The sequence below is a fragment of the Lamprobacter modestohalophilus genome, from assembly GCF_016583905.1.
GTDB lineage: Bacteria > Pseudomonadota > Gammaproteobacteria > Chromatiales > Chromatiaceae > Lamprobacter > Lamprobacter modestohalophilus.
In genome coordinates this window covers 42235-65385 of sequence record NZ_NRRY01000002.1, presented here as the reverse complement: position 1 = coordinate 65385, position 23151 = coordinate 42235, and the positions used below count along the sequence as shown (strand labels likewise).

At 64.1% G+C, this 23151-nt stretch carries 16 protein-coding genes; 5 read left to right on the top strand and 11 right to left on the bottom strand.

Going from position 1 to position 23151, the window contains the following annotated elements:
- Positions 1-148: 148 nt before the first annotated feature.
- From CKO42_RS01390 to CKO42_RS01375, 4 genes are all read right to left on the bottom strand, one after another.
- Positions 149-6271 (bottom strand): alpha-2-macroglobulin family protein, encoded by a 6123-nt coding sequence (locus CKO42_RS01390; RefSeq protein WP_200237198.1) that lies wholly within the window; start codon positions 6269-6271, stop codon positions 149-151.
- 162 nt (positions 6272-6433) lie between these two features.
- Positions 6434-7480: an FAD:protein FMN transferase gene (locus CKO42_RS01385; protein WP_242479041.1), complete on the bottom strand. Its 1047-nt coding sequence runs from the start codon at positions 7478-7480 to the stop codon at positions 6434-6436.
- A gap of 256 nt (positions 7481-7736) precedes the next feature.
- Positions 7737-8093 carry a hypothetical protein gene (locus CKO42_RS01380; RefSeq protein WP_200237188.1) on the bottom strand — a complete coding sequence of 119 codons (357 nt, stop codon included), beginning with the start codon at positions 8091-8093 and terminating at the stop codon, positions 7737-7739.
- Between the two features lie 157 nt (positions 8094-8250).
- Positions 8251-9342: a quinone-dependent dihydroorotate dehydrogenase gene (locus CKO42_RS01375; RefSeq protein ID WP_200237185.1), complete on the bottom strand. Its 1092-nt coding sequence runs from the start codon at positions 9340-9342 to the stop codon at positions 8251-8253.
- A 333-nt stretch (positions 9343-9675) separates the two neighbouring features.
- Between CKO42_RS01375 and CKO42_RS01370 the strand changes: the two genes are divergently transcribed.
- Positions 9676-10065, top strand: coding sequence for a DUF302 domain-containing protein (locus tag CKO42_RS01370; protein ID WP_200237182.1), 390 nt, complete (start codon positions 9676-9678; stop codon positions 10063-10065).
- Positions 10066-10088: 23 nt separating this feature from the next.
- Here CKO42_RS01370 and CKO42_RS01365 read toward each other — a convergent pair whose 3' ends face one another.
- The 3 genes from CKO42_RS01365 to CKO42_RS01355 all read right to left on the bottom strand — a co-directional run bounded on the left by CKO42_RS01365 (position 10089) and on the right by CKO42_RS01355 (position 13122).
- Complete coding sequence (locus CKO42_RS01365; protein ID WP_200237180.1) at positions 10089-10514, bottom strand: SufE family protein; 426 nt, start codon at positions 10512-10514, stop codon at positions 10089-10091.
- A complete protein-coding gene (locus tag CKO42_RS01360; protein WP_200237177.1) occupies positions 10511-11782 on the bottom strand; it encodes a glycosyltransferase in 1272 nt (423 codons plus the stop codon). The genes CKO42_RS01365 and CKO42_RS01360 overlap by 4 nt, the downstream gene beginning before the upstream one ends.
- Before the next feature lie 116 nt (positions 11783-11898).
- Complete coding sequence (locus CKO42_RS01355) at positions 11899-13122, bottom strand: glycosyltransferase (protein WP_200237174.1); 1224 nt, start codon at positions 13120-13122, stop codon at positions 11899-11901.
- A gap of 614 nt (positions 13123-13736) precedes the next feature.
- On the opposite strand from CKO42_RS01355, the gene CKO42_RS01350 reads away from it, so the two are divergent.
- Positions 13737-14969 (top strand): HDOD domain-containing protein, encoded by a 1233-nt coding sequence (locus CKO42_RS01350; protein WP_200237171.1) that lies wholly within the window; start codon positions 13737-13739, stop codon positions 14967-14969.
- A gap of 147 nt (positions 14970-15116) precedes the next feature.
- Here CKO42_RS01350 and hypE read toward each other — a convergent pair whose 3' ends face one another.
- The 4 genes from hypE to CKO42_RS01330 all read right to left on the bottom strand — a co-directional run bounded on the left by hypE (position 15117) and on the right by CKO42_RS01330 (position 19396).
- On the bottom strand, positions 15117-16106 hold the full coding sequence (gene hypE, locus CKO42_RS01345; RefSeq protein ID WP_200237792.1) for a hydrogenase expression/formation protein HypE: 990 nt from the start codon (positions 16104-16106) through the stop codon (positions 15117-15119).
- Positions 16107-16270: 164 nt separating this feature from the next.
- A complete protein-coding gene (gene hypD, locus CKO42_RS01340; RefSeq protein WP_200237168.1) occupies positions 16271-17503 on the bottom strand; it encodes a hydrogenase formation protein HypD in 1233 nt (410 codons plus the stop codon).
- Positions 17500-17769, bottom strand: coding sequence for a HypC/HybG/HupF family hydrogenase formation chaperone (locus CKO42_RS01335; protein ID WP_200237165.1), 270 nt, complete (start codon positions 17767-17769; stop codon positions 17500-17502). The genes hypD and CKO42_RS01335 overlap by 4 nt, the downstream gene beginning before the upstream one ends.
- Before the next feature lie 73 nt (positions 17770-17842).
- Positions 17843-19396, bottom strand: a complete 1554-nt coding sequence (locus tag CKO42_RS01330) for a nickel-dependent hydrogenase large subunit (protein WP_200237162.1) — start codon at positions 19394-19396, stop codon at positions 17843-17845.
- 103 nt (positions 19397-19499) lie between these two features.
- Between CKO42_RS01330 and CKO42_RS01325 the strand changes: the two genes are divergently transcribed.
- The 3 genes from CKO42_RS01325 to CKO42_RS01315 all read left to right on the top strand — a co-directional run bounded on the left by CKO42_RS01325 (position 19500) and on the right by CKO42_RS01315 (position 23141).
- The gene (locus tag CKO42_RS01325) at positions 19500-20096 is read left to right on the top strand and encodes a class I SAM-dependent methyltransferase (RefSeq protein ID WP_200237157.1); all 597 of its coding nucleotides are present in this window, start codon (positions 19500-19502) and stop codon (positions 20094-20096) included.
- A gap of 130 nt (positions 20097-20226) precedes the next feature.
- Positions 20227-22173, top strand: a complete 1947-nt coding sequence (acs, locus tag CKO42_RS01320; protein ID WP_200237152.1) for an acetate--CoA ligase — start codon at positions 20227-20229, stop codon at positions 22171-22173.
- Positions 22174-22307: 134 nt separating this feature from the next.
- Complete coding sequence (locus tag CKO42_RS01315; protein ID WP_200237146.1) at positions 22308-23141, top strand: LabA-like NYN domain-containing protein; 834 nt, start codon at positions 22308-22310, stop codon at positions 23139-23141.
- Positions 23142-23151 lie beyond the last annotated feature (10 nt).

Here is a 23151-nt window from a genome sequence, read left to right as displayed (position 1 = left end):
CGCTCGGGTCGGGGTAGCCGAGATGACTCCTTGCGCTCGGCTCCGACTAGCCGAAGTGGCTCCTTGCGCCCGGCTCTGGCTAGCCGAGATGGCTCCTTGCGCCCGGCTTTGGCTAGCCTGCCTTGTCGGTGTTGGCAGCCGGCTTGGTTCATTCTGGGGCTGTGATGCTCAGGATGCCTGAGGCGGTGCGGGCTCTGAAACTGGGTTGGTACATGGCTTCGACTTGGGCGGCTGGATGCGCGAAACGGCCTGGGGAGATGGCGCGAAGGACATAGGCAAGCTGGAAGCTCGAGGGGTCGTTGCGCTGGCGGTCGACAGCGGCGACGAAGCGGTCGCTGCCAAAGGCGACATGGGCCGGCTCTGTCACCAGGTTGAGCCAGGGTAGGCCTTCGATGGCACCGGAGCGCAGTAGGTGGGGGTTGTCGATCTCGAAGCCGGCGGGCAGTGGGTCGTTGATGAGTAGGCGCGCGGCGCGGCGTTGGTCGGCGCTGACAGTGATCAGGGCGACAAGTCGATCGCCTTGCGTGAACTGGGCCGGGTCGAGGCGGCGGCCGTCGAGGTCGTAGTAGCTGCGCTCGATGCTGTAGCCGTTGCCGCCGGCTGGCGCTGGTACTAGGGGGATTCCGCTTCGGGTCAACATCGCGGTGAGTGGGCGATCGCCGGCGTTGGCGATCGCGAGCGCGGGTACGGCGTTGACGATCTCGAGAGCGAGTCCGACGTCGGCCGCCGCATCGTTCGCCTGGGCGGGCTCAGAAGTCAGGTCGGTGAGCTGGCCGCGGCGGAAGAAGGCGCCATCCCGGGGCTGGCCGTTGACGCTGAGGCGAGGTTTGGCTGCACCCTCCATCAGGGCATGGGCGGCGAGCAGCATCCAGGCTTGGTCTTGGGTGCTGGGGTAGTCGGTGTTGGCCCAGACGCGCTCGAGCTGGCTGCCGAGGGCGCTGATGTCGATGGCGTTGCCGCCGACCTCGGCGGCGAGGCTGAGTAGGGCGGCGCCGTCGCGCAGGTGGGAGCCAAAATCGGCGCGCCAGCTTGTGCTGGCGGGCTGCTGCTCCCAGAGCGTCTGGGCCGAGCGCAGGGCGGTGGCCGCGCGCTCGGTCTCGCCGAAGAGCGCGAGTGCGGCGCCAAGCTGGGCGCGCGCCATGGGTGTGGCGAAGGCATTGAGCTTGGTCTCGAGGTAGTAGCGCAGATCGCCGACTGGAATGCGGGCGTTGCGGGCCAGCACAGAGAGGGCGTAGGCAATGCCTTCGCCGCCGTCCTTGAAGTCTGCGGCATAGCTGAGCTGGTTGCTCAGGTTGTCGAGTGCGTTGTTGAAGGCTGTCGACTGGACCTGGTAACCCTGCTCGCGGGCACGGGTCAGGAAGTCGGTGACATAGGCGTCGAGCCAGAGGTCGCCCGGACCCGGCTGCCAGAGCCCAAAGCCTCCGGTCGAGGACTGATGGGCGAGGATCTCGGCGATCGCTTTGCGGATGCGGGCGGGCACACCGGCATCGTCGGCGTTAGCTGGCAGGCTAGCGCTGGCATCGTCGGCGCCTACGTCAGTAGGGAGGCGAGCGCTGGCATCGGCATCGCCGGCGTCAGTAGACAGGCTGGCGCTGGCGCTGGCGCTGGCGCTGGCACCTTCGGCGTCAGCAGGCAGGCGAGCGTTGGCGCCGGCATCGCGTCTAAGCGCAGATTGGAGCGCAGCGCCGTCTGCGGTGAGGCCAGCGCTGGAGGCGATCTGATCCAGGTAGAGCAACGGCAGCGCGCGGCTGGTGAGCTGTTCGACGCAGCCGAACGGATATTGGTCCAGCGACCAGAGCAGACCCGGTACGTCGAGTGCGCCGGCACCACTGATCGACAACGACCAGGAGGCGCTGCCGGGCAGCAGGCCAGTGTCTTCGGCCAACAGGGTCTGTAGCTGGAAGGGTGGCGCCCCGGGCTCAAGCAGGATGGACTGAGTGCGCGCAACCGCGGGCTCGAGGTTGCGGACGCCAAGCAGCAGCTGCTTCGTCAGCTCTTCACCAGTTGGGGTGACCAAGCGGATCAGGAGCTCGTTGTCGCTCGGGGCCGGGACTTCGCTGAGCGCCTCAAGCGTAAAGGCGAGTTGGGCGCGACCCTGCTCGGGGATCTCGAGCAGCATCGGCGTGCCGTCGTTCTCGACCCGCAGCGCGTTGCCATTGCTGGTCAGCGAGACCTCGATCGGCCCCGCTGGACCCTCGACATGGGCCAGTTCGAGCAGGATGCGCGAACGGTCACCAGGCGCGAGGAAACGTGGCATCGCGGCACTGACGACGATCGGATCACGCACCAGCACATCGGCAGCGGCCTGGCCGATGCCGGTGGCGGACCAGGCCATGGCCATCAGCCGCACCTGGCCATTGAAGTCGGGCAGATCGAAGCTCGCCTCGGCTCGCCCATCGGCGCTCAGCCGCAGCGGCTCGGTCTGGAAGGCGACCAGTGCCTCGCTCGGCGGTGGCCCCTCGAACGACATCAGCTGGCCGGCACCGCTGCCAGTGCGCAGCCGCCCCGGCTCGCCCTGCATCCGATCGATGAGCTGTCCGTAGAGATCGCGCAGCTCAGCACCCAGGCGACGCTGGCCAAAATACCACTGGGTTGGCGACCAGGACTTGAAGCGAGTCAGGTTGAGGATGCCGACATCGACCGCGGCGAGGGTTGCAAAGGCGGCTTCGTCCGGCGCCAGATTCTCGATCTGAACGCTAAGGTTGAGCGGCTCGCGCGGACGGGCTTGCTCCGGTGCGTCGAGGGCCAGCGCCAAGCGGCGCTGTTGCGGATCGACGCCGGCCCAGTGCAGGCCGATCGCCCGCCGCGGCATGCGCCGCGCCTGCAGGTCCATACCGCGATAGAGGATCGCGGTGACATAGGCGCCCGGCCCCCAGTCCGCGGTCACTGGCACCGCAACGCTGGTGCCGGCCTCCGGCACCTCAGCCGGGTGCATGCTGACCAGCCCATCACCGCCGATCACCATCACCAACGCCAGCCCAGGGAAGCGCGGCTCGAGCCGCACCTGCGCCTGCTCGCCGATCCGATACTCGGGCTTGTCGAGTGAGACCTTGAGGACGTCAGGGGTATCGAAGGCCTTGGGCGCGACGTACCAGCCGGCCTCGAAACCGAAGCTCGCGGGGATCAAGGGGCCGTCTGCTCGGCCCTCACGAACCGCGTTCAGGCTGTCGCGATTGCTGCGCTGGTTGCCATCGTGACCCGCGCCGCGCTCGTTCATTTTGCTGCCCGCATTGCCCGCATTGCCCGCATTGACTGCGTTGCCAGCAGCACCTTCGACTCGCAGCTCATAGCCGCCCCAATCAACTGGCGCCTCAAGTTGCGCCAGCGCGCTTGGATCAGCGCCGACAGCCAGATCGCCGCTGGCGACGCGGGTGCGGCTGACGATCGGCTCGTAGCGCCAATCACCGTCGGTGCGATACCACTGATAGGAGGTCTGCACCCGAGACAGGGTCCAGCGCAGCCCATCGGCAGCCATCGGCGCGCCATCGGCGCCGAGCACCATCACCGCGAAACGCGCGTTGCTGCCTTGATCGACCGCCCCCTCGAACAGCGGCTTGATGCCGACCCGGGCGCGCTGATCGAGGACCGGCAAGCTCAGATTGCGCTCGACCGGGCGGCCGCCGCCATCGAGCACCTGCACATCGATCTGCGCCTGCAACGGCCGCGTGCTCGCCACCAGCACTGGCAGCTCGACGCCGAGTTGGGCCTGGCCCGCGGCATCGGTCTCAGCGCCGGGGAGCGGCTCGCTGCGATCTTCGACTGTTTCGCTCGCGAGGCCAAACTGCCAGCCCGGCCAGTCAGTTAGACCATCAGCGAGGGTCACTCGTGTCATCCCGCTGACCTCCAGATTCGCGGCCGGAGCGCCATAGAGAAAACGCGCATCGATGCTCAGGCTCGGCGGCGCGGCCGGATCAAGCGCTGGTGCCGATGGCTCGACGCTGAAGTCCAATCGCTCGGGCTCAAAGTCCTCGACTAGGAAGTTGGTCCGCGCCAGCACCTCGGCTTTGGGATCGGCATAGGCCTCGGCCTGCCAGGTGCCGCGCATCGCATCCTTGAGTAGCGGCAGCCGCAGCTGATAGCCGCCAAGGCCTTGGTCCTGGATCAGCGCTCGCTGTTGCTCAACGCCGTCGGGGCGCTTGAGCACGAAGGTCAGTGGCACCCCGGTGACGGCATCGGCACGCGGATCGCGGGTCAGTGCGGTCAGCACCACCGATTCGCCGGGACGATAGATCCCGCGCTCGCTGACCAGATAGGTGTCGATCGGCTGCGCTGCCGGGCGACCGTTGACGCCGCGATCACTGAGGTCGAACGGGCTCGCCTTTAGGTCAAGGAAGCCGTAATCGGTGTCCTCCCCCTCGGCGACTAACAGAGCTGGCCGGTTACCCCCTTGACCACGCAGCAGACCCGGCTCGAAGCGGGCATGGCCCTGGGCGTCGGTCTTGGCCTCGCCAAGGACTTGCTGATTCCGCGCCAGCAGCTGGAGCCGCACATCCGCCAGCGGCTCGGCGCTTGAGAGTGAGCGCACGAAGGCATGCAGGCCATCATCAGCCGAGAGCGCCGTCAGCCCTAGGTCGGAGACGACAAACCATTGCGTTGCCTGATCATCGCTCGCGAGGGCATCGGCTGGGCGCGCGGTCAGGATATAGGCGCCGGGCCTGAGTCCCTGAGTGGCCGACCCTGTCTGTGTACCATCGCTCAGCCCCGCGAGTAGTTCGGCTACTGGCACCGAGGTGGTGACCTCTTGATTCAGCTCCGAGCGGGTCTCGATCTGGCCTTTCCAAAGCCGCTCGCCGCTGGTCTCCGCGATGTCATCGGTCTGATACGCGCTGAGCTGGGCGAGCAGGGTCTCATCGTTCAGGAAACCGCCGAGGGCGCGATCTCCCACCCGATAGAGCGCGGCGTCCAGCAGGCGGGTGTTGACGGTGACCACCGGCAGCGCCGCCGCACCGCCGCTCGGCAAGACATAGGCTCGGCCGGGGAAGCGCACCGAGGGCGAGCGGTCGCGCACATAGACCTCGAGCGTCACCGGCTTGGCCAGGCGCTCACCATCGTTGGCCGGCAGCCCGGCGCGCACCCTGATCCGGTAACGCTCGCCATGCTCGACACCGTCGATACAGAGCTGCTCGGCCTCGGGCTCGATCGCCAGCCCTGGGACATCAAGCTCGAGATAATCGGCCAGCTCGACGCCGTCGCGCGCGAGTGGATCGGAGAACCGGATGCAGATGCGCGGGTTGCGTGCATCGGACGAGACCTGATGGTCGATGATGCGAAAGCCGTGCTCGGCCACCAGCTGGTCGAGCCGCGCGCGCAAGGCCGGATCATCGACGAGCGCGAGGGAGGCGCGCTCGGCACGGATCGCCGGGCGCCAGGCCGAGCGCGCCTCGAGCGAGCGCCCGATCAGCGCCAGCGTGCGTGCGCGCTCGCCGACCTCGGTCGCGCTCAGGTAGGCGTTGATTGCAGCTGCGGTGGCCTCCTGCTGGACCTGCCGGCGCTCGGACCAATCGTTGGTCTGGACGGCCATTGCCGCTTCGGACAGGCGCTGCCAGAGACCAACGTCATCGGGGGCGAGCCGCAGCGCGATCCGGTAGCGGGCGGTTGCCGCGCGCGGGTCGTTGTCCGCTAGGGCTTGTTCGGCCTGGCCCCGGATCTCGTCGAGGCCGCCGCCCGCGCCGCTCTGATCTTCAGCATCGGCAATACGTCGGCGCAGCTCATCGGCCTCGTCGCGATAGCCGATCGGCAGAAACGCCAGCTCCGAGCGACGTTGAGCGCGCTGGTCACCGGTCTCGAGCGGACCCGTCTGGATATAGCCCGAGACCGCGCCATCGAAGGCGCGCAGCTCGCCGAAGCTCGACTTCAGGAAACACCAACCGGCATTGCGATTGAAGGTAAACGCCCGGCAGCGCTCATCGGCTAGGCAGGCGGCCTCGCAGTCATCGAGGCCAACCTCCTGCAGGGTGTCGTAGTCGTGGCCGAAGTAGTCGGCTCCGCGGATCACGACCAGTCGGCGCTGAGGCTCGTCGCCGTTCTGCTTGACGGCGGGCTTGGCGGCAGTCTGGGTGGCGGGCGGCTGGGGCTGGGCGGCAGTCTGGGTGGCAGCCTCATGAGCCAGTTCCGCCTGGGCACCAGCCTGCGCAATCCTTAGGGTCGAATCAGCGGCGTGATCGCCTGTCGTGGCAGAGGTCTGTAGCGCCATCGCCATCGAGGCAACCATCATCGACAGCGCGAGTCCTCGCGCAAGCAACGCAGAGATCTTGCCGAGCCGAAATACCATCGCCCTCTCCTAATCGCTACCGAACAATGCCACCGAACACTGCCCGAGAGTGTAGACCGAAGCATGCAGCGGAAGAAGGGCTGTACGAGCAAACAGACACCCGAGACGCGGATACGGCGCTCAGGGTGAGGCGATCAGGATGAGGCGATCGGGATGAGGCGATCAAGGTGCAGTGCTCAGCCGGTTAAAGGCTGTGGTCGCCTGGGTGACGAAGGACTCCTCACCAGGCGCATCTTGGGCGTGCTCGATAAAAAACGCAGCCAGCCCCAACCGCTCGGCCAGCTCAAAGCCGCGCTCGGGGCCGAGCACCAGCAGCGCCGTCGCCCAGGCATCGGCCTCCATGGCCTGATCGGCCAGGACCGTCACCGAGGCCAGTCGATGGCCGACGGGGCGTCCGGTCGCTGGATCGATCGTGTGGGAATAGCGCGCGCCATCGACCTCAAAGAAGTTGCGATAGTCGCCAGAGGTCGCCATCCCAATGTCGCGCAACGCCACAACGCGGAACATCGCCCGTTTACTGGTCTCAGGGCGCTCGATCGCGATCTGCCAGGGCTCACCACGACCATTGATGCCGCGCCCGCGCAGCTCGCCTCCGATCTCGACCAGGTAGTTGTCGACGCCCACCGATTCGATCAGCGCAGCCACTCGGTCCACCGCATAGCCCTTAGCAATGGCGGAGAGATCCACATAGAGATCCGGTCGCGCCTTGCGCAACGCGGGAGGCTGCAGCTGGACATCGAGCTGCTGCCAGCCGACGCGCGCCCTGGCGGCCTGAAGCTCAGCCGCGCTTGGCAGGACATCAGCCGTCAATGTCGGCCCGAAGCCCCAGAGGTTCACCAGTGGCCCAACGGTGATATCGAAGGCCCCAGCACTCGCCTCGCTGACCGCCTGCGCCGCGCCGACCACAGCCACCAGCTCCGGCGAGACAAGGAACCAGTCGGTCACGCTGCTCGCATTGAAGCGCGAGAGCTCCGAGGTCGGCTGATAGGTCGACATCAGGCCATTAATGTCTGATAACTGTGTGCTGACCTGCTGCGCAAGGGCGTCACGATCAAGACCCGCGGGTGGCTCGACGATCTGCAGGCTATAGGTCGTCCCCATGGTCGCGCCACGCAAGGCGAGCACGCGCTGCTCCGAGCCTGGGCCGCAGCCGACGAGTAGTAGGGCCACCCCGAGCAGGAGCCAGCGCGCTGATGCTTGGAGTAGCAAGCGCGGGCGAGCGCGCGGGCGAGCGCGCCATCGAGTACAGCCGTCACAAGGCTTGAGTATCATGCAGACAACACCGGTATCCAATTGAATCGACATACCCTAGAACCGCAGCGGAAGGATGCGCGCAAAAGAACGCGCCGCAGCCGGGGGGCGTTTGGCGGTTTTTGTCGCTTAGGCCGGTGTGCGGCGTTACTGCGACGGGCCATCAGACGAGCTGAGCGATCACTGCAGCCCGATCGACAGGCATTCGCCGAACTCACATGAGCTTGATCACCTGTTGATTGCGCAACCCGAGCACCTGCTGCGCGAGATCGATGGCCTGGTCTGCGAACTGATCCAAGCTTTCCCAGCGGTCTGCCGTATCGAGCACGTCGGTCAGGCTCGCGCTGATCACGCGCAAATCATAGGCGCCCTCTCCACGACGATCCGCCGGCGCTTGCTGACTGGTGACGTAGAGCACCGGCTCCTGCTCACCCATCGGCACCAGCGCCAAGATGAACCGATAGCGGTGATCATCATCAGTCTCGATCTCGCCCAGTATGGTCGCCGTGTGGTCACCAATCTGGTAGCGCCGCTTAGGCAGCGCGGTCTTGATTTGTGGTCGATCCTGCATCCTGTGCGTCTCCGGATGTTTGTGTCATCGGTTCAAAGGTTCCTCATCAAGCCAGTGGTCACAGGGAAGCAACCGCTGCCGATGGTCGGGGCATCGTCATCTTCCGGCGTTACGGTGGATGTAGGGACGAAGCGCACTCGCCTCCAGTATCAGGCTGTCACCGAGGGCGCACTTCGAGCGTGCGCAGCAAGTGCCGCACAAGACCCGGCCCACCATAGATCAATCCCGTGTAGAGCTGCACGAGATTGGCCCCCGCCTCGAGCTTCGCGACCACATCCTCTGGCGTAAAGATGCCGCCCGTGCCAATCAAGACCGGATCGGGGCCGAGGGCTTGGCGCACCAGGGCCAAGAGCTGGGTACTGCGGGCAAAGACTGGCCGCCCAGAGAGGCCACCACTCATGCCCTCGGTCGAACCGCTGAGGCCGTCGAAGCGGATCGTCGTATTGGTCAGGATCAGCCCCGCACATCCGGCTGCAATCGCGGCCTCGGCACAGGCGATCGCGTCGGCATCGGCCAGATCCGGCGCCAGTTTCAGCAGCACTGGGCGCGGCTGGCTGAGCCGCTGATTCGGCCCCTGCACCGCCTCCACCAGCGCCTGCACCTGCTCCACGGTTTGGAGATCCCGCAGCCCCGGTGTATTCGGACTTGAGATATTGACGACCAGATAATCCGCCAGCTCGGCGAGTAAGGCACTGCTGCGCTGGTAATCCGCGGCAGCCTGCTCTGAAGGCGTCACCTTCGACTTCCCCAGGTTGACCCCAAGCGGAACCTGCAGCAACGCCCGCTCGCGCAGCCGGGTCAGGCGCACCGCCATCGCCTCCGCACCCGCATTATTGAACCCCATGCGGTTGATCAACGCCGCATCGCCAGGGAGCCGGAACAGGCGGGGCCGCGGATTACCAGGCTGCGGCAAGGCCGTGACCGTACCGACCTCAACGAAGCCGAAGCCCAGCCGCTGCCACAAGGGAACCGCCTCGGCATCCTTATCCAGCCCAGCCGCAAGCCCAACCGGGTTTGGAAAACTCAGCCCCATCGCGTCGACATTGAAGGCCGGCGCCCGTGCCAGGTCCGACGCGGCAAGTTGGCCGCTGAACGCCTTCGACCAACGCGCCGCCAGTGCCAGTGCAATCCCATGCGCCTGCTCCGCGTCAAGACGGAACAAGAGCGGACGCAGCAAACCCCAGATCAGGCCAGCCGGCGCGGCAAGATGGGATCGTGCAGAGATCGAACCTGAGCGCTCAGGTGACATAGATTCCCCTCAGGGTAGCTCTGGATGTGGACCGGCGCGCACTCCGCGACGCCGGAAATAGACGATTAGCAGGTGCTCGAGCGCAATGTGCGTCAAGTCGGCAGCACCTCGCAACCCTTGCCGGCCAAACTCGGCACACTGACTGCATCAATACTTCGCTGCGGCTTCGATCCGCGCTGGGTTCGGGGACCACTCGGGAGGCGCCTCGCCCCGCTCCCGGCAAACTGAACGCCTTCAGCCTCGGAATTGCCGAGCGCCGTCACCAACTCTCTGTGTTAAAAACAGGTGCCGAGTCAGTAGCACCGCAACCCAACACCCAGAGGAACTTCCGCCATGTACAGCGTTTCAGCCAAGGTCAGTACCAGCTTCGACGACAGCATCGCACGCGTGACCGAGGCGCTGAAGACTGAGGGCTTTGGCGTGCTCAGCGATATCGATGTCGCCAAGACCCTGAACGCCAAGCTCGGCGTCGAGCAGCCGCCCTATCGAATCCTCGGCGCCTGTAACCCGCAGCTCGCACACCAGGCCGTTAGCGCCGAGCCTGACATTGGTGCGCTGCTGCCCTGCAATGTCGTCGTGAGGCAGGACCCAGATGGCACTGTTCATGTGCTGTTCATGGACCCGATGACGGTCCTAACACTGGTTGACAATCCCAAGGTTCAGGAGCTTGCAAGCGAGGTTCGCGAGCGGCTCGACCGCGTGCTCGCGGCCATCAGCGGTTAAATATCAGCCGCCTGGCTGGGCCTTCAGGCACTGTTGGCCGCTTGCTGAGCACGCGCAAGTTGGTAGACACGCTCGAGAAAATGCTCCATGCCCGCACGCCGGTTTGCGCTGAGATGCTCAGCGAGGCCGAGGTGGGCGATGTAGTCGCTGGGGTCGGTTTCCAGCACCTGCGCGGGCGTCTGATGCTGAAACGGCACCAGCAGCAGTGCCACTAGCCCCCGCACCAGCGAGGTCTCAGCATCGGCGCGGTATTCGATGTGCGCCGGGTCAGCAGGCTCAGGGTCGGCCGTAAGCCATGTGCGCGTGTTGCACCCTGGGACCAGATTGCTATCGCGGTGCTCTTCGTCGGCCAGTGGCACGAGTTGGCGCGCGAGATCACCGATAAACTCATAGCGCGCATCCCAATCGTCAAGCAGCTCAAAGGCGTCGATCACATCATTGGTCGTCATGAAGGGCTCCGCTTAGGTTCGGGTTCTGAGTCTAACGGCTCAAGTCCGGCAGCGTGCACCGGCGCTGCATCAGCGATGTTCCTCGAGCGACAGCCTGCGCGCTCGTTGGCGATCTCAGCGCGATGCAGGGTACGCGCATAGAACGCGAGCAGGCGTTCGGTGAGCACTGGCGCCGACCAGCTGCGGGCATAAGCGCGGGCGCGCGCTGAGAGCTCGGCGCGCAGTCCAGGCTCGCGCAGCAGCCGCACGCATTGCTGGGCAAAGTCGGTCTCTTCATGTGCGGCGATCAGGCAACCTGCGCCATCGCGCAGCACCTCGCGGGTGCCCATCTCGGCAATCGCAACGACCGGCGTGCCGAGCGCCAGGGCCTCGAGCAGCACCAGCCCTTGAGTCTCGGTGCATGAGGAGAAGACGAAGCCGGCACCGGCGCTGTAGCAGTCTTCGAGCGCGCCGTCACGCGCGAGGTAGCCGGTGAACAAGATCTGCTCGTGCAGCCCGAGTCGGTCGCGAAGGCGCTGCAGGCGTTTGAGCGCGGGGCCATCACCGGCAATGACCAGGAGGATGTCGGGAATCTCGGCCTTGACCTGGACCAGCATGCGCAACAAAAAGTCGCAGTTCTTCTCGAACGCGAGGCGCCCGACATGCACCAGCAGTGGGCGGCTGGGGGCAATGCCCCAGCGCTGGCGAAAGCGTGCGCCGTCGCCTTGGCTGAACTGGCCGAGGTCGATCCCGGTCGGCACCACCTCGGCGGGGGTCTGGATGCCGTAGCGGGTCAGCACATCGAGCATCGCTTGCGAGGGCACGGCCAGCGCATCGACGTCGTTGCATTGGGCGGCGGAGAAGCGCCGCGCAGCGTAGCGCAGCCAGGCACTGGGCACCAGCGGGATGTACTTATCCAGGTATTGCTCGAAGAACGTGTGATAGCTTTCGACCACCGGCAACGCGAGCCAGCGGGCCAGCGCGAGCCCGGCGTAATGGGCCACGAAGGGGGTGTGGATGTGAACCAGGTCGAAGCGCTGTGCGCGCAAGGCGGCTCGATGCGCTGGCAGCAGGCCCCAGCGCATGATGCGGTCTTCGGGGTCGAACGGCAGGTAGCGCGAGGGAATGCGGATGACCTCAAACGGGTCTTGCGTCGCCTCGCCATAGCTGGGCGCGATCAGGGTGACCTGATGGCCCTTTTGGACGAGCTCGCGCCCAACCGTCTGGATCGACGTCGAGACCCCGTTGACGCGAGGAAAGTAGACATCCGAGATCATCAACAGGCGCATCGAGGGTTTCGACCTCTACGGGGCCCGCAGATCGCAGGCGCAAAACGTTAAATATTAGCAGCTCATCGCCGTTCCGGCGCTTCTACGTAAGCCTACATGCCGGCGGCGTCTACCCTTCAACCGTCCCCGAGATCGACAACAGGTTCTTCGTCACAGTTCACTGGCTGATTTGCGACCTCAGCCCGATGCAAGGTACGCGCATAAAACGCGATCAGGCGCTCGGTGAGCACCGGCGCCGACCAGCTGCGGGCATAGGTGTGGGCCCGCGTTGAGAGCTGCGCGCGTAGCGTCGGCTCGCGCAGCAGGCGCAAGCACTGCTGGGCAAAATGGCGCTCGTCATGCTTGGCAATCAGGCAGCCTTCACCGTCGCACAGCACCTCGCCTGCGCCCATCTCGGCGAGCGCGACCACGGGCGTACCCAGGGCCATGGATTCCAGTAGCACCAGGCCTTGGGTCTCGGTGCACGAAGAGAAGACAAAGGCGTCTCCGGCACGATAGCAGTCTTCGAGCGAGCCATCGCGGGCGAGGTAGCCGGTGAATAGGACTTGCTGCTGCAGCCCGAGCTGGTCGCGCAGGCGCTGCAGGCGCTTGAGCGCGGGGCCGTCGCCAGCGATGACCAAGAGGATGTCGGGAATCTCGGCCTTGACCTGGACCAGCATGCGCAGCAAAAAGTCGCAGTTCTTCTCGAACGCGAGGCGCCCGACATGCACCAGCAGCGGCCGGTCGGGGGCGATGCCCCAGCGCTGGCGAAAGCGCGCGCCATCGCCCTGTCCGAATTGCTCGAGATCGATCCCGGTCGGCACCACCTCGGCAGGGGCCTGGATGCCGTAGCGCTTGAGTACCTCGAGCATGACCTGGGAGGGCACCGCCAGCGCATCGACGTCGTTGCATTGAGCAGCGGAGAAGCGCCGCGCGATGTAGCCCAGCCAGGCCCCGGGCACCAGCGGGATGTACTTATCCAGGTATTGCTCGAAGAAGGTATGGTAGCTTTCCACCACTGGAAGCTTGAGCCAACGGGCTAATGCAAGACCTGCGTAGTGGGCAATGAAAGGGGTGTGGATGTGAACCAAGTCGAAGCGCTGCGCGCGCAATCCCGCTCGATGCTGCGGCAGCCGCCCCCAACGCATGATGCGATCTTCGGGGTCGAACGGCAGGTAGCGCGAGGGGATGCGGATGACCTCAAACGGGTCCGAAACAACGTCGCGCTCAGCGCCATAGCTGGGCGTGATCAGCGTGACCTGATGCCCCTTTTGGACGAGCTCGCGCCCAACCGTCTGGATCGACGTCGAGACTCCGTTGACGCGAGGAAAGTAGACATCCGAGATCATCAACAGGCGCATCGAGGGTGCCGACCTCTGCGGGGCCCGCAGGATGCAGGCGCAAAGGGCCAAATATTAGCAGCTCGGCATGATTCAAGCCGCCCTAGAAATAAACATGCACGTGCCATCGCGCTGGCTCTGCTGGTTGCCTGCATCAGCCCGAACGCGTTCGCCCTGAATCCTGCGCTCTGGGGTTACGGCGTCCGCAGCTGCACCGAGTATGAGCAAGCCAGTGCTGCAGCCGATGCTGGCAACCCAGCCGAGTACCAGCGCTACCAAGATTGGGCAGCAGGCTTCGTCTCCGGGCTGAGCCTCGCACTCGATGAAGATGTGCTCAGCGGCTCCGGCATCGAAACCCTGATGCGGCGCACCCTAAACCATTGCAAAGCCCATCCCAGCGACGACTTCTTTACGGCCAGCATGAATTTGGTGCGCGTGCTGAGCTCACTGCGTTGACCTGAATCTCACGCACGTCATCTTCCGCTGTGGCGTCGCGCCATGATCGTTCGTAACGCTGCAAAAACGACCGACACAGGTCGGCTACACAGGTCGGACTGAACAATGGTGGCTGGGCCAGTCGCCGGGGGCCAACCCACTGCTCAGGTTGTTTTTGCACCGTTGCTTAGGAGACCTCTATGCCGAAACATCCGGACATTGTTGAGCTGCTGGCTCAGCTCAGCCTGCCAAGCGAGCTGTCGGAGATACAGCTGCAGCAGCTCGCCGATCAATGCCAGCTGATTCCGGTCGAGCCGAACTGGCGGATCTATCGGCGCGATCTGCATGCGCTCAGGCTCTTCCTGGCCGATGGCCATGCGCTTTGCCGCTACGATGGCGTTGAGCGTCAGATCGATAGCTGCCTCGGCCTGAGTGCACCCGTCGAGCTGTTCGAGCACGCGGGCAGCGACGACGATTTGGTGCTAGCAGATACCACCTGTTTATTACTGCGTTTGCCGGTCTATGCACTCGAGGCACTTGAGGCACTCGAGGTGGATACCGCACTCGAGGTCAGCGACATCGAGCTCGACGATGTCGAGAGCGATTTTCTCGGCGAGCTCTATGAGCTGATCGACGCCAATTGCCTCGAGCTGCCGGCGCGCCCGGAAGTCGCCTTGCAGATCCAGCAGCTGACCCGAGACCCTGACGTCGGCATTGAGGAGCTGACCAAGCTCATTCAAAGCGATGGCACCGTCGCCGGCGCACTCCTGCATACCACCAATAGCCCGATTTTTCGCGCCACAAAGGAGATCTCCTCGGTGCGCGATGCGGTTATCCGCATTGGCTTCGACAATACACGCAAGCTGACGACGAACCTCGCCCTTCGTCAAGCCTTCACCGCACGACGCAAGCAGAGCCGTGACGCCATGCTCGCGGTTTGGTCTGAGAGCGTTCATTGCGCGGTGTTCAGTCAGCTCATCTCCAGTGAGCTCAAACTGTTGAATCCGGAACGGGCGCTGCTCGCCGGCCTGATCTCCAACATCGGCGCAGTGCCGATCATTCGCTTTATCGACAAGCGACCAGAATACGCCGGTACGGTGCAGCTGAATGAAATGGTGGCAAAGCTGCGCGGCATTATTGGCGTGCTCGTCATCAGCTATTGGGGCTTGGGCGCGGACATGATCAAGGTGGCCGAAAACAGCAACAACTGGTCTTATCGCGCCGCAGAGCCCGACTATGCCAGCATCGCGCTGGTTGCGCGCTGGGCCACCGCCCGCGAGGAAGGCCTTGCGCATCCGCCGGCCAGCGAGGTACCCGCATTCGAGGTGTTGAAGCTCTCGATTCCGGAGGAAGGCCAGGGGATCATCGAGATTGAGAACAACACCAACGCCCTAAAAGAGCTTCGCCGGGTGTTTGGACTCAAGAATGACTAAGTGGCCGTCCATTTTCTACTTCCCGATGATCGCCCAACACTGATCCTCAAATCGGGAAGAAGTTGATGGACAGTTTCTAAGGCCCGACAAGGCGAGCGGAGGTTCGCGGAGGTTTTGCGCCACGACGTGGCGTCTAGCAGCTTTGGCTCAGCAGATTCTCGGCAACTGCTCGCCCGCTAGCCAGTCGACGATGCGACTGCCACCAAAGGCCGTCTCCATCTGCACGAAATGATGCGCGTCCTCGACCACCTGCCCGATGATCGCCGCGTCGCGCCCCTTCGGATGGGCGCGCATCGCGGCGAGTAGCGTTTCGGCCTGATCCCCAGGGCAGATCGCAATCAGCTTGCCCTCATTGGCCACATAGAGCGGATCGAGCCCAAGCAGCTCGCAGGCAGCACTGACCTCAGGCCGGACCGGGATCAGCGGCTCGCGGATCTGCATACCAACCCGCGACTGCAACGCCAGCTCATTCAGCGTCGTCGCCAGCCCGCCGCGGGTCGGATCGCGCAGGCAGTGGATGCTCGGCACCGCCTCGATCATCACCGCGACCAGATCGTTCAAGGCCTGACAGTCGGAGACGATCTCGGTCTCGAAGCCGAGGTTCTCGCGTTTCGATAGGATGGCCACGCCATGATCGCCGATGCTGCCGCTGACCAGGATGGCATCGCCAGGTCGCGCCAGATCACCGGAGATCTGGATGCCGTCCGGCACGACGCCGATACCGGTGGTGGAGATGAAGCAGCCGTCGCCCTTGCCGCGCTCAACCACCTTGGTATCACCGGCGACGACCTGCACACCGGCCGCGCGCGCCGCCGCACCCATGCTGGCGACGATGCGTTCGAGATCCGCCAGCGGTAGCCCTTCCTCGAGGATGAAGCTCGCGGTCAGATAGAGCGGGCGGGCGCCGGCCATGGCAACATCGTTGACGGTGCCATGCACCGCCAGCGCGCCGATATCTCCGCCGGGGAAGAACAGCGGCGAGATGACATGGCCGTCGGTGCTGGCGACCAAGCGCCCGGGCGGCGGGGTGAACAGCGCTTGATCGTTGCCTTGCGCGAGCAGCGGGTTATCCAGATGCACACGAAACAGCTCGTCAATCAGCTGCGCCATGGCGCGGCCACCACTGCCGTGGCTCATGTCGATGGTGCCGTGCTTGATGTCGAGCCGGCCGGCGAAACGGCGCGCTGCTGGCGCTGATGCCTGTGCTGGCGTCAAGGCCGAGACGGAGGTGCTGGACTGCTCAGCAGATGGGTCCTGAACCGATTGGCCCTGAGCCGAGGATGGATTGAGCGGAGCAGTCATTAGGCGCTCACCGCCGAATCACGTCGGGTTGGAGCACTCGCGGTAGGCAGGTTCGCCGGCGCCGCCATCGTTGCAGCCACGCTCGATCCGGCGCCAGTCCCGACGGCAGACTGACTGGCTGGCGCCCTGAAGCGTCCGTAGCTCCAATAGGCCGCACAGGCCCCTTCTGACGACACCATACAGGCCCCCATTGGATTCTCCGGTGTACAAACGCTGCCAAAGAGCTTGCAATCGGTCGGCTCCATCACGCCGCGCAACACGCTCGGGCATTCGCAGCCCTTGATCTCGCGGCCAGTGCTGGGCGCGACCGGAAAGCGCTGCTCGGCATCGAGTTCAGCATAGGCACCGGCAATCCGTAGCGCACTCGCCGGCAAGAAACCCAACCCGCGCCATTCGAAGGTCTCGCGTGGGCTGAAGACCTCGGCCATCAGGGCCTGGGCCTTCGGGTTGCCGTCGCGGGTCACGGCGCGAGTGTATTGGTTCTCGACCGACGCCTGGCCAGCGTTGATCTGGCGGATCAGCATCAGTGCGCTCTGCATCACATCCAGGGGCTCGAAGCCGGCGATCACCACCGGCTTGCCGAACGCCGCCGGCACGAACTCATACGGCCGGCTGCCGATGACGGTGCTGACGTGTGAAGGACCGAGGATACCGTCGAGCTGCACCACCCCCTCACCCGCCGCAGTCAGAATCGTCGCCAGCGCCGGCGGCGTCAGCACGTGGTTGCAGAACACCGAGAAGTTCTCGAGCCTTTCAGCGCGCGCGCTCTTGATCGCGACAGCGGTCGGCGGCGTCGTCGTCTCGAAGCCGATCGCGAACAGCACGACTTGACGCTCCGGCGCCTTGCGCGCAATCGCCAGCGCATCCTGCGTCGAATAGATCATCCGAATGTCGGCCCCGCCCGCCTTGGCCTTGAGCAGACTGTTGCGCTCGCTGGCTGGCACGCGCATCAGATCGCCATAGGTGCAGAGCGTGACGCCATGTTCGACGGCCATCGCAATCGCCTGATCGATGCGCGCCATCGGCAGCACGCAGACCGGACAGCCGGGGCCGTGCACAAAGCGCACATTCGCTGGCATCAGATCCTGCACCCCATAGCGATAGATGGCATGGGTGTGCCCACCACAGAATTCCATCAGGCGATAGGTGCGACCAGTATCGGCTGCGGCGGCGATGCTCCTTGCAAGCCCCTTGGCGAGTGCGCCATCGCGGAACTCGTCAATATATTTCATCGGTTGATCTCCGATTGAGCCGCGGAGAGCTCTTCCGCCTGTTCCGCGAGCTCGCCAATCTCGCGCATCATGGCCAGGGTGCGCTCGGCCTCCTCGGCACTGATCTTATTCAAGGCATAGCCAACGTGAACAAGCACGAAGTCACCGATATCGGCATCGTCGATCAGCGCTAGAGAGACCGGCCGACGGACGCCACCGAGCGACACGATGCCGGTATCGGCAGCCTGATCGATCTCGAGGATCTGGGCGGGTATGGCAAGACACATAAGCGGTGCTCCGATGCGGGCTGAGTGACGAGTGGTGAGTGGTGAGTGGTGAGTGGTGAGTGGTGAGTGGTGATCAGGATACATAAAGTTTGTAGTCGACACAGGGATCGACCGCGGTGATATAGAGTCGCGCCAGCCGCTCCAGCTCCGCCCCCTCGGCACCGCTGCGCGCGATCGCAGTGAGCCCCTGGGCGACGACGCCCTGCGGGTGAAAATTCCACTCTGTCGGCGCCAGAATCTGATATTGCTCCACGCGTCCATTGATCATGGTGACCCGGTGCACGAGCAAGCCACGGGCGGCTTCGGCGGAGCCAACGCCAGTGCCAGTGCCAGTGCCGATGCCGAGTCTGGGGTCTCGGTCTGGACTAGTGCCATCGTTCATACCGACATCCGCGCCAACATCGATTCCGGTATCGCCCGCCATCACCTTGTTTGCTAGCACTGATTTAGGCTCACCGGAAGCGGTAAAGCTTGCCGACATTGCCGTTCGACCAAGGTCTTGCAACCGCGAGTTTTCCGGATCGACGTTTGAAATAGCTTCGGCCTGTGGCTCTAGGGTTGCTGAGTTTGCGACCCATGACCGAGCCGTGTTGCTGGCACCTTCGACCGTCGTGCTGAGCATCACCTCCAGCCTGCAGGCGCTCTGCGCTAAATCGACCAAAAGCGCTGCTAGCCGGGTGAGCAAGCCGTTGCCATGCCTCGCGAGCAGGTCAGCAATCAGCGGCTGCGCAGCAACGCGCGCTAAGGGGCCAGTCTCCGCGCATTCCTGCCGCCACTGTGGCGCGGCGATAAAGGCATCGGCCTCAACACTCGCCAGTGACCAGGCGAGCTGTTGCCAAGGCGAGTCCGGCAGCCTTAGAACTGAGTTCGCACCACAGCCAGCCAGCCCCTGTGCCACTAAGGCACGCACCAGGCCAGCGGCCGGCGTCCCGGTCTGCTCCGACCAGCGTTGCAAGGTGGCTAGACGATCCACCGCGTGCAGCCAATCGGCAGGCGCCGCCTCTAGCGCCTGATCGGCAACCAAGTCCAGCAGCCTGCTGGAATCAATCTCGGCGGCAGCGCCCCGCTCAGCCTGTTGCTCGTCCAATGAAAATGGGTCGCCTACCGCCTGCTGGGCCTGACGGAGCGCCATGAAGGCCTGCATGACCCGCGGCATCGCAGACGCCGCAGTCGGCAAGGCCAAGGTCGATGCTCGAGCGTTGGCTCCAGCGCCGGCGTTGCCCTTGCCGTTGCCTCTGCTTTTACTGCTTCCGTTGGCGTTGGCGTTGGCGTTGGCGTTGGCGTTGATATTTCCCATTGCTTCAGCTTTACACTCAAGCATCTTTGGCCAGTCCAGCAATAACCGCCACAGGTGCTCTTTAATCGTCTCAGCCTGCACCAATGCCCGACGTCGAGCCAAGACCGCGGCGCTCGGCTGCCGCCCAAGTGCTTGCTCGCAGGCCGCTGTACAGGCCGCTGCCTGCGCGGTGCCACAAAGACTAAACAGCGTAGGCAGCTGACGCACCACCTCGGCGGGCGACTTACCTGCAAAGACTCGCGCGGCAGTGACCGGGCGGCTCGAGCCGATCGCGACAGCGCCACTGCGTTGGTCAAGACGGATCTCGAGCTGGCCAGCGAGATCGGACATCGAACCCCTCCGAATTGAACAAGCCAATCCCCTAGTCTAACCAACGCCCACGCGACATAGCCCTGTAGACTAGGCGCTTTTCACTGATTGGATCGTCCGCCAGATGCTTGCCCCTGACCAACTCGCAGCCCTCCGCACCCCAATCCAGTTCGAGGCCGAGCTGCGCGGACACCGGCTGAGGTTCGAATCGACCTGGGGTCTGTTCTCGCCGCGCGAGATCGACGAGGGCACCCGCCTGCTGCTGCAGCATCTAAAGGTCGAGCCGACTGCAGACTGCCTCGATCTCGGCTGCGGCTATGGTCCGATCGGGCTGACCCTCGCGGCATTGACACCCCAAGGCCAGACCCTGATGGTCGACAAGGACTTCGTCGCGGTCGACTATGCCCAGCGCAACGCGACGCTGAACCATCTGGCGAACGCCAGCAGCCTACTGAGCAACGGTTTCGATCAGGTACCACCTAAGGCCCGCTTCGACCTCATCGCGAGCAACATACCCGCCAAGGTCGGCAAGGAGCTGCTCTCGATCCTGCTGCACGATGCCCACGCCCGTCTCCGCCCCGGCGGCCAGCTTTATCTGGTTACGATCAGCGGCTTGCGCGCGTTCATCAAGCGCAATCTACAAGAGGTCTTCGGCAACTACGACAAGCTCAAGCAGGGTGCCCATTACACCGTGGCCCTAGCCGAGCGCACTGACCGCTGATCTGGCAGCGCTGCGGCTGAGGGTTTAGACTCCATCGGTTAAGTATTCGGTCAACCATCCAGCCAAAACAAATCAACCCCAAACAAGCGGAACGGACACCGCAGAGCCGCCCAGAGGAGGACTCAACATTATGTCGGATTCCAAGATCTACCCTGTCCCCGCCGAAATCGCCGCCGAAGCGCTAATCGACGAAGAAAGCTATCGCAGCATGTATCAGCGCTCGGTCGATGATCCCGAGGGCTTTTGGGCCGAGCATGCGGAGAAGCATGTGACCTGGCTCGAGAAGTGGAACAAGGTCATGGATTACAGCTATGGCCCGGACGAGGTGCATATCCGCTGGTTCGAGGGCGGCAAGCTCAATGTGTCGCAGAACTGCTTGGATCGACACCTGGCCACCCGTGGCGATCAGGTTGCGATCATCTGGGAAGGCGACAACCCGGAGGAAGATCGCAAGGTCACCTATCGCGAACTGCATGCCGAGGTCTGCAAGCTCGCCAACGTGATGAAGGCGCGCGGCGTCAGCAAGGGCGATCGGGTCTGCATCTACCTGCCGATGATCCCGGAAGCCGCAGTTGCGATGCTGGCCTGCACCCGCATCGGTGCGGTGCATTCGATCGTCTTCGGTGGTTTCTCGCCGGATTCGTTGCGCGATCGCATCCAGGACTCGGAATGCCGGCTGCTGATCACCTCGGATGAGAGCGTACGCGGTGGCCGCCACGTGCCGCTGAAGAAGAATGCCGATAAGGCGCTCGAGGAATGTCCGAGTATCGATACTTGCATCGTCGTGCGTCGCACCGGCGGCGAGGTGGCTTGGCATGAGGGTCGTGACCTCTGGTATCACGACGCCATGGCCGATGCCTCCGCCGAGTGCGAGCCGGAGCCGATGGACGCCGAGGACCCGCTGTTCATCCTCTATACCTCAGGCTCGACCGGCAAGCCGAAGGGCGTGCTACACACCACCGGCGGCTATCTGGTCTATGCGGCGATGACGCACAAGTACACCTTCGACTATCGCGAGGGTGAGGTCTATTGGTGCACCGCCGATGTCGGCTGGGTCACTGGGCACACCTACATCGTCTACGGCCCGCTGGCCAATGGCGCCATCTCGCTGATGTTCGAGGGCATCCCGAACTATCCGGATATGTCACGCTTCTGGCAGGTGATCGACAAGCACAATGTCGCCACCTTCTACACCGCGCCCACGGCAATCCGCGCGCTGATGCGTGCCGGCGAGGAGCCGGTCAAGAAGACCTCGCGCAAGAGCCTGCGCATCCTCGGCACCGTTGGCGAGCCGATCAATCCCGAGGCCTGGGAGTGGTATCACCGGGTGGTCGGCGACGAGCGCTGCCCAATCGTCGATACCTGGTGGCAGACCGAGACGGGTGGCCATCTGATCACACCGCTGCCCGGCGCCACGCCGACCAAGCCTGGCTCGGCGACCAAACCCTTCTTCGGTGTGGTGCCCGCGCTGGTTGATGCCACTACTGGCACCATCCTCGAAGGCGAGGCTGAGGGCGCGCTGGTCATCACCCGGCCCTGGCCCGGCCAGATGCGCACCGTCTATGGCGATCACCAACGCTTCATCGACACCTACTTCAAGCAGTATCCCGGCTACTATTTCTCCGGCGATGGCGCCAAGCGCGATGCCGATGGCTACTACTGGATCACCGGTCGTATCGATGACGTGCTCAACGTCTCCGGTCACCGGCTCGGCACCGCCGAGATCGAATCCGCGCTGGTCTTGCACGATGCCGTCGCCGAGGCCGCGGTGGTGGGCTATCCGCACGACATCAAGGGCCAGGGCATCTACGCCTATGTCACCACCATGGCCGGCGTCGAGCCGAGCGATGAGTTGAAGAAAGAGCTGGTCAAGCTGGTGCGCACCGAGATCGGCCCGATCGCCACCGTCGACATCATCCAGTGGTCACCGGGGCTACCAAAGACCCGCTCCGGTAAGATCATGCGCCGCATCCTGCGCAAGATCGCCGCCAATGAGATCAGCACGCTTGGCGATACCTCAACCCTCGCCGATCCGGCTGTGGTAGAAGAACTGATCGACAACCGAGCCAATCTGTAACACAGAGTCCGAGAACAGGGGCGGTGCAAAGCACCGCTCCTGGCAGTCATCCATCACCAATCCTCATTTTCACTTACGCTTCCCATCCCGAACGGACTCCAGTTGGGCGCTCAGCCCCCACGAGGTTAACCTCCTTGCCTTTATGTCAGCGAGTTGGCGTCTATGTCGACGCCGAGAATGTCCGTTACAACGGTGGCTATCAGATGCGCTACGACATCCTGCGACGCTTCGCAGGGCGTGAGGGCGGCATCTTGCAACGCCTCAATACCTATATCTCTTACGATTCCGAGCGCGCGCGCGAAGACCCCGAATACGCCAAGAAGAGCCGCGGCTACCAGCAGATGGTGCGTGACTTCGGCTGGAAGATCACTGTCAAGTACGTGCGCCGCTACACGGATGAGGCCGGCAACGTCTCGATGAAGGCCAATGCCGACCTCGACATGGCCGTCGATGCGATGCTCCAGGCCGAGAAGCTCGATCAGGTGATCCTCGTCACTGGAGACGGCGACTTCCTCCAGGTGGTCGAGGCCTTGCAGAATCGCGGCTGCCGCGTCGAGCTGATTGGATTCAAGAATGTCTCGCGTGCCCTGCAGCAAGAGGTCGACGCCTTCTGGCCCGGCTTCCTGATCCCTGATCTACTGCCGGTTACCTATGAGCCGCGCAATGAGTGGGGCAAGTCTGGTTCTTGCGTGCGCGGCGTCTGCACGAAATGGTTCCCGGACAAGGGCTACGGCTTCCTCCGCTTCATCCAAGATATCTCTCCGGACCTGTGGATCACCGATCCGCGCGAGCCTGAGTCGCCCTATGTCAGCGTCTTCTGTCACGCCAATGAGATTGCGGAGGAGGTGACCGAGGAGATGCTGATGAATCGCGAGACCATCCTCGAATTCTATCTCAATGAGAGCGAGCAAAAGGATAACGGTCTGGTTGCTAACAACGTGAGACTCGCTTTCAATATTAGCCGTTGACCAAGCAAAC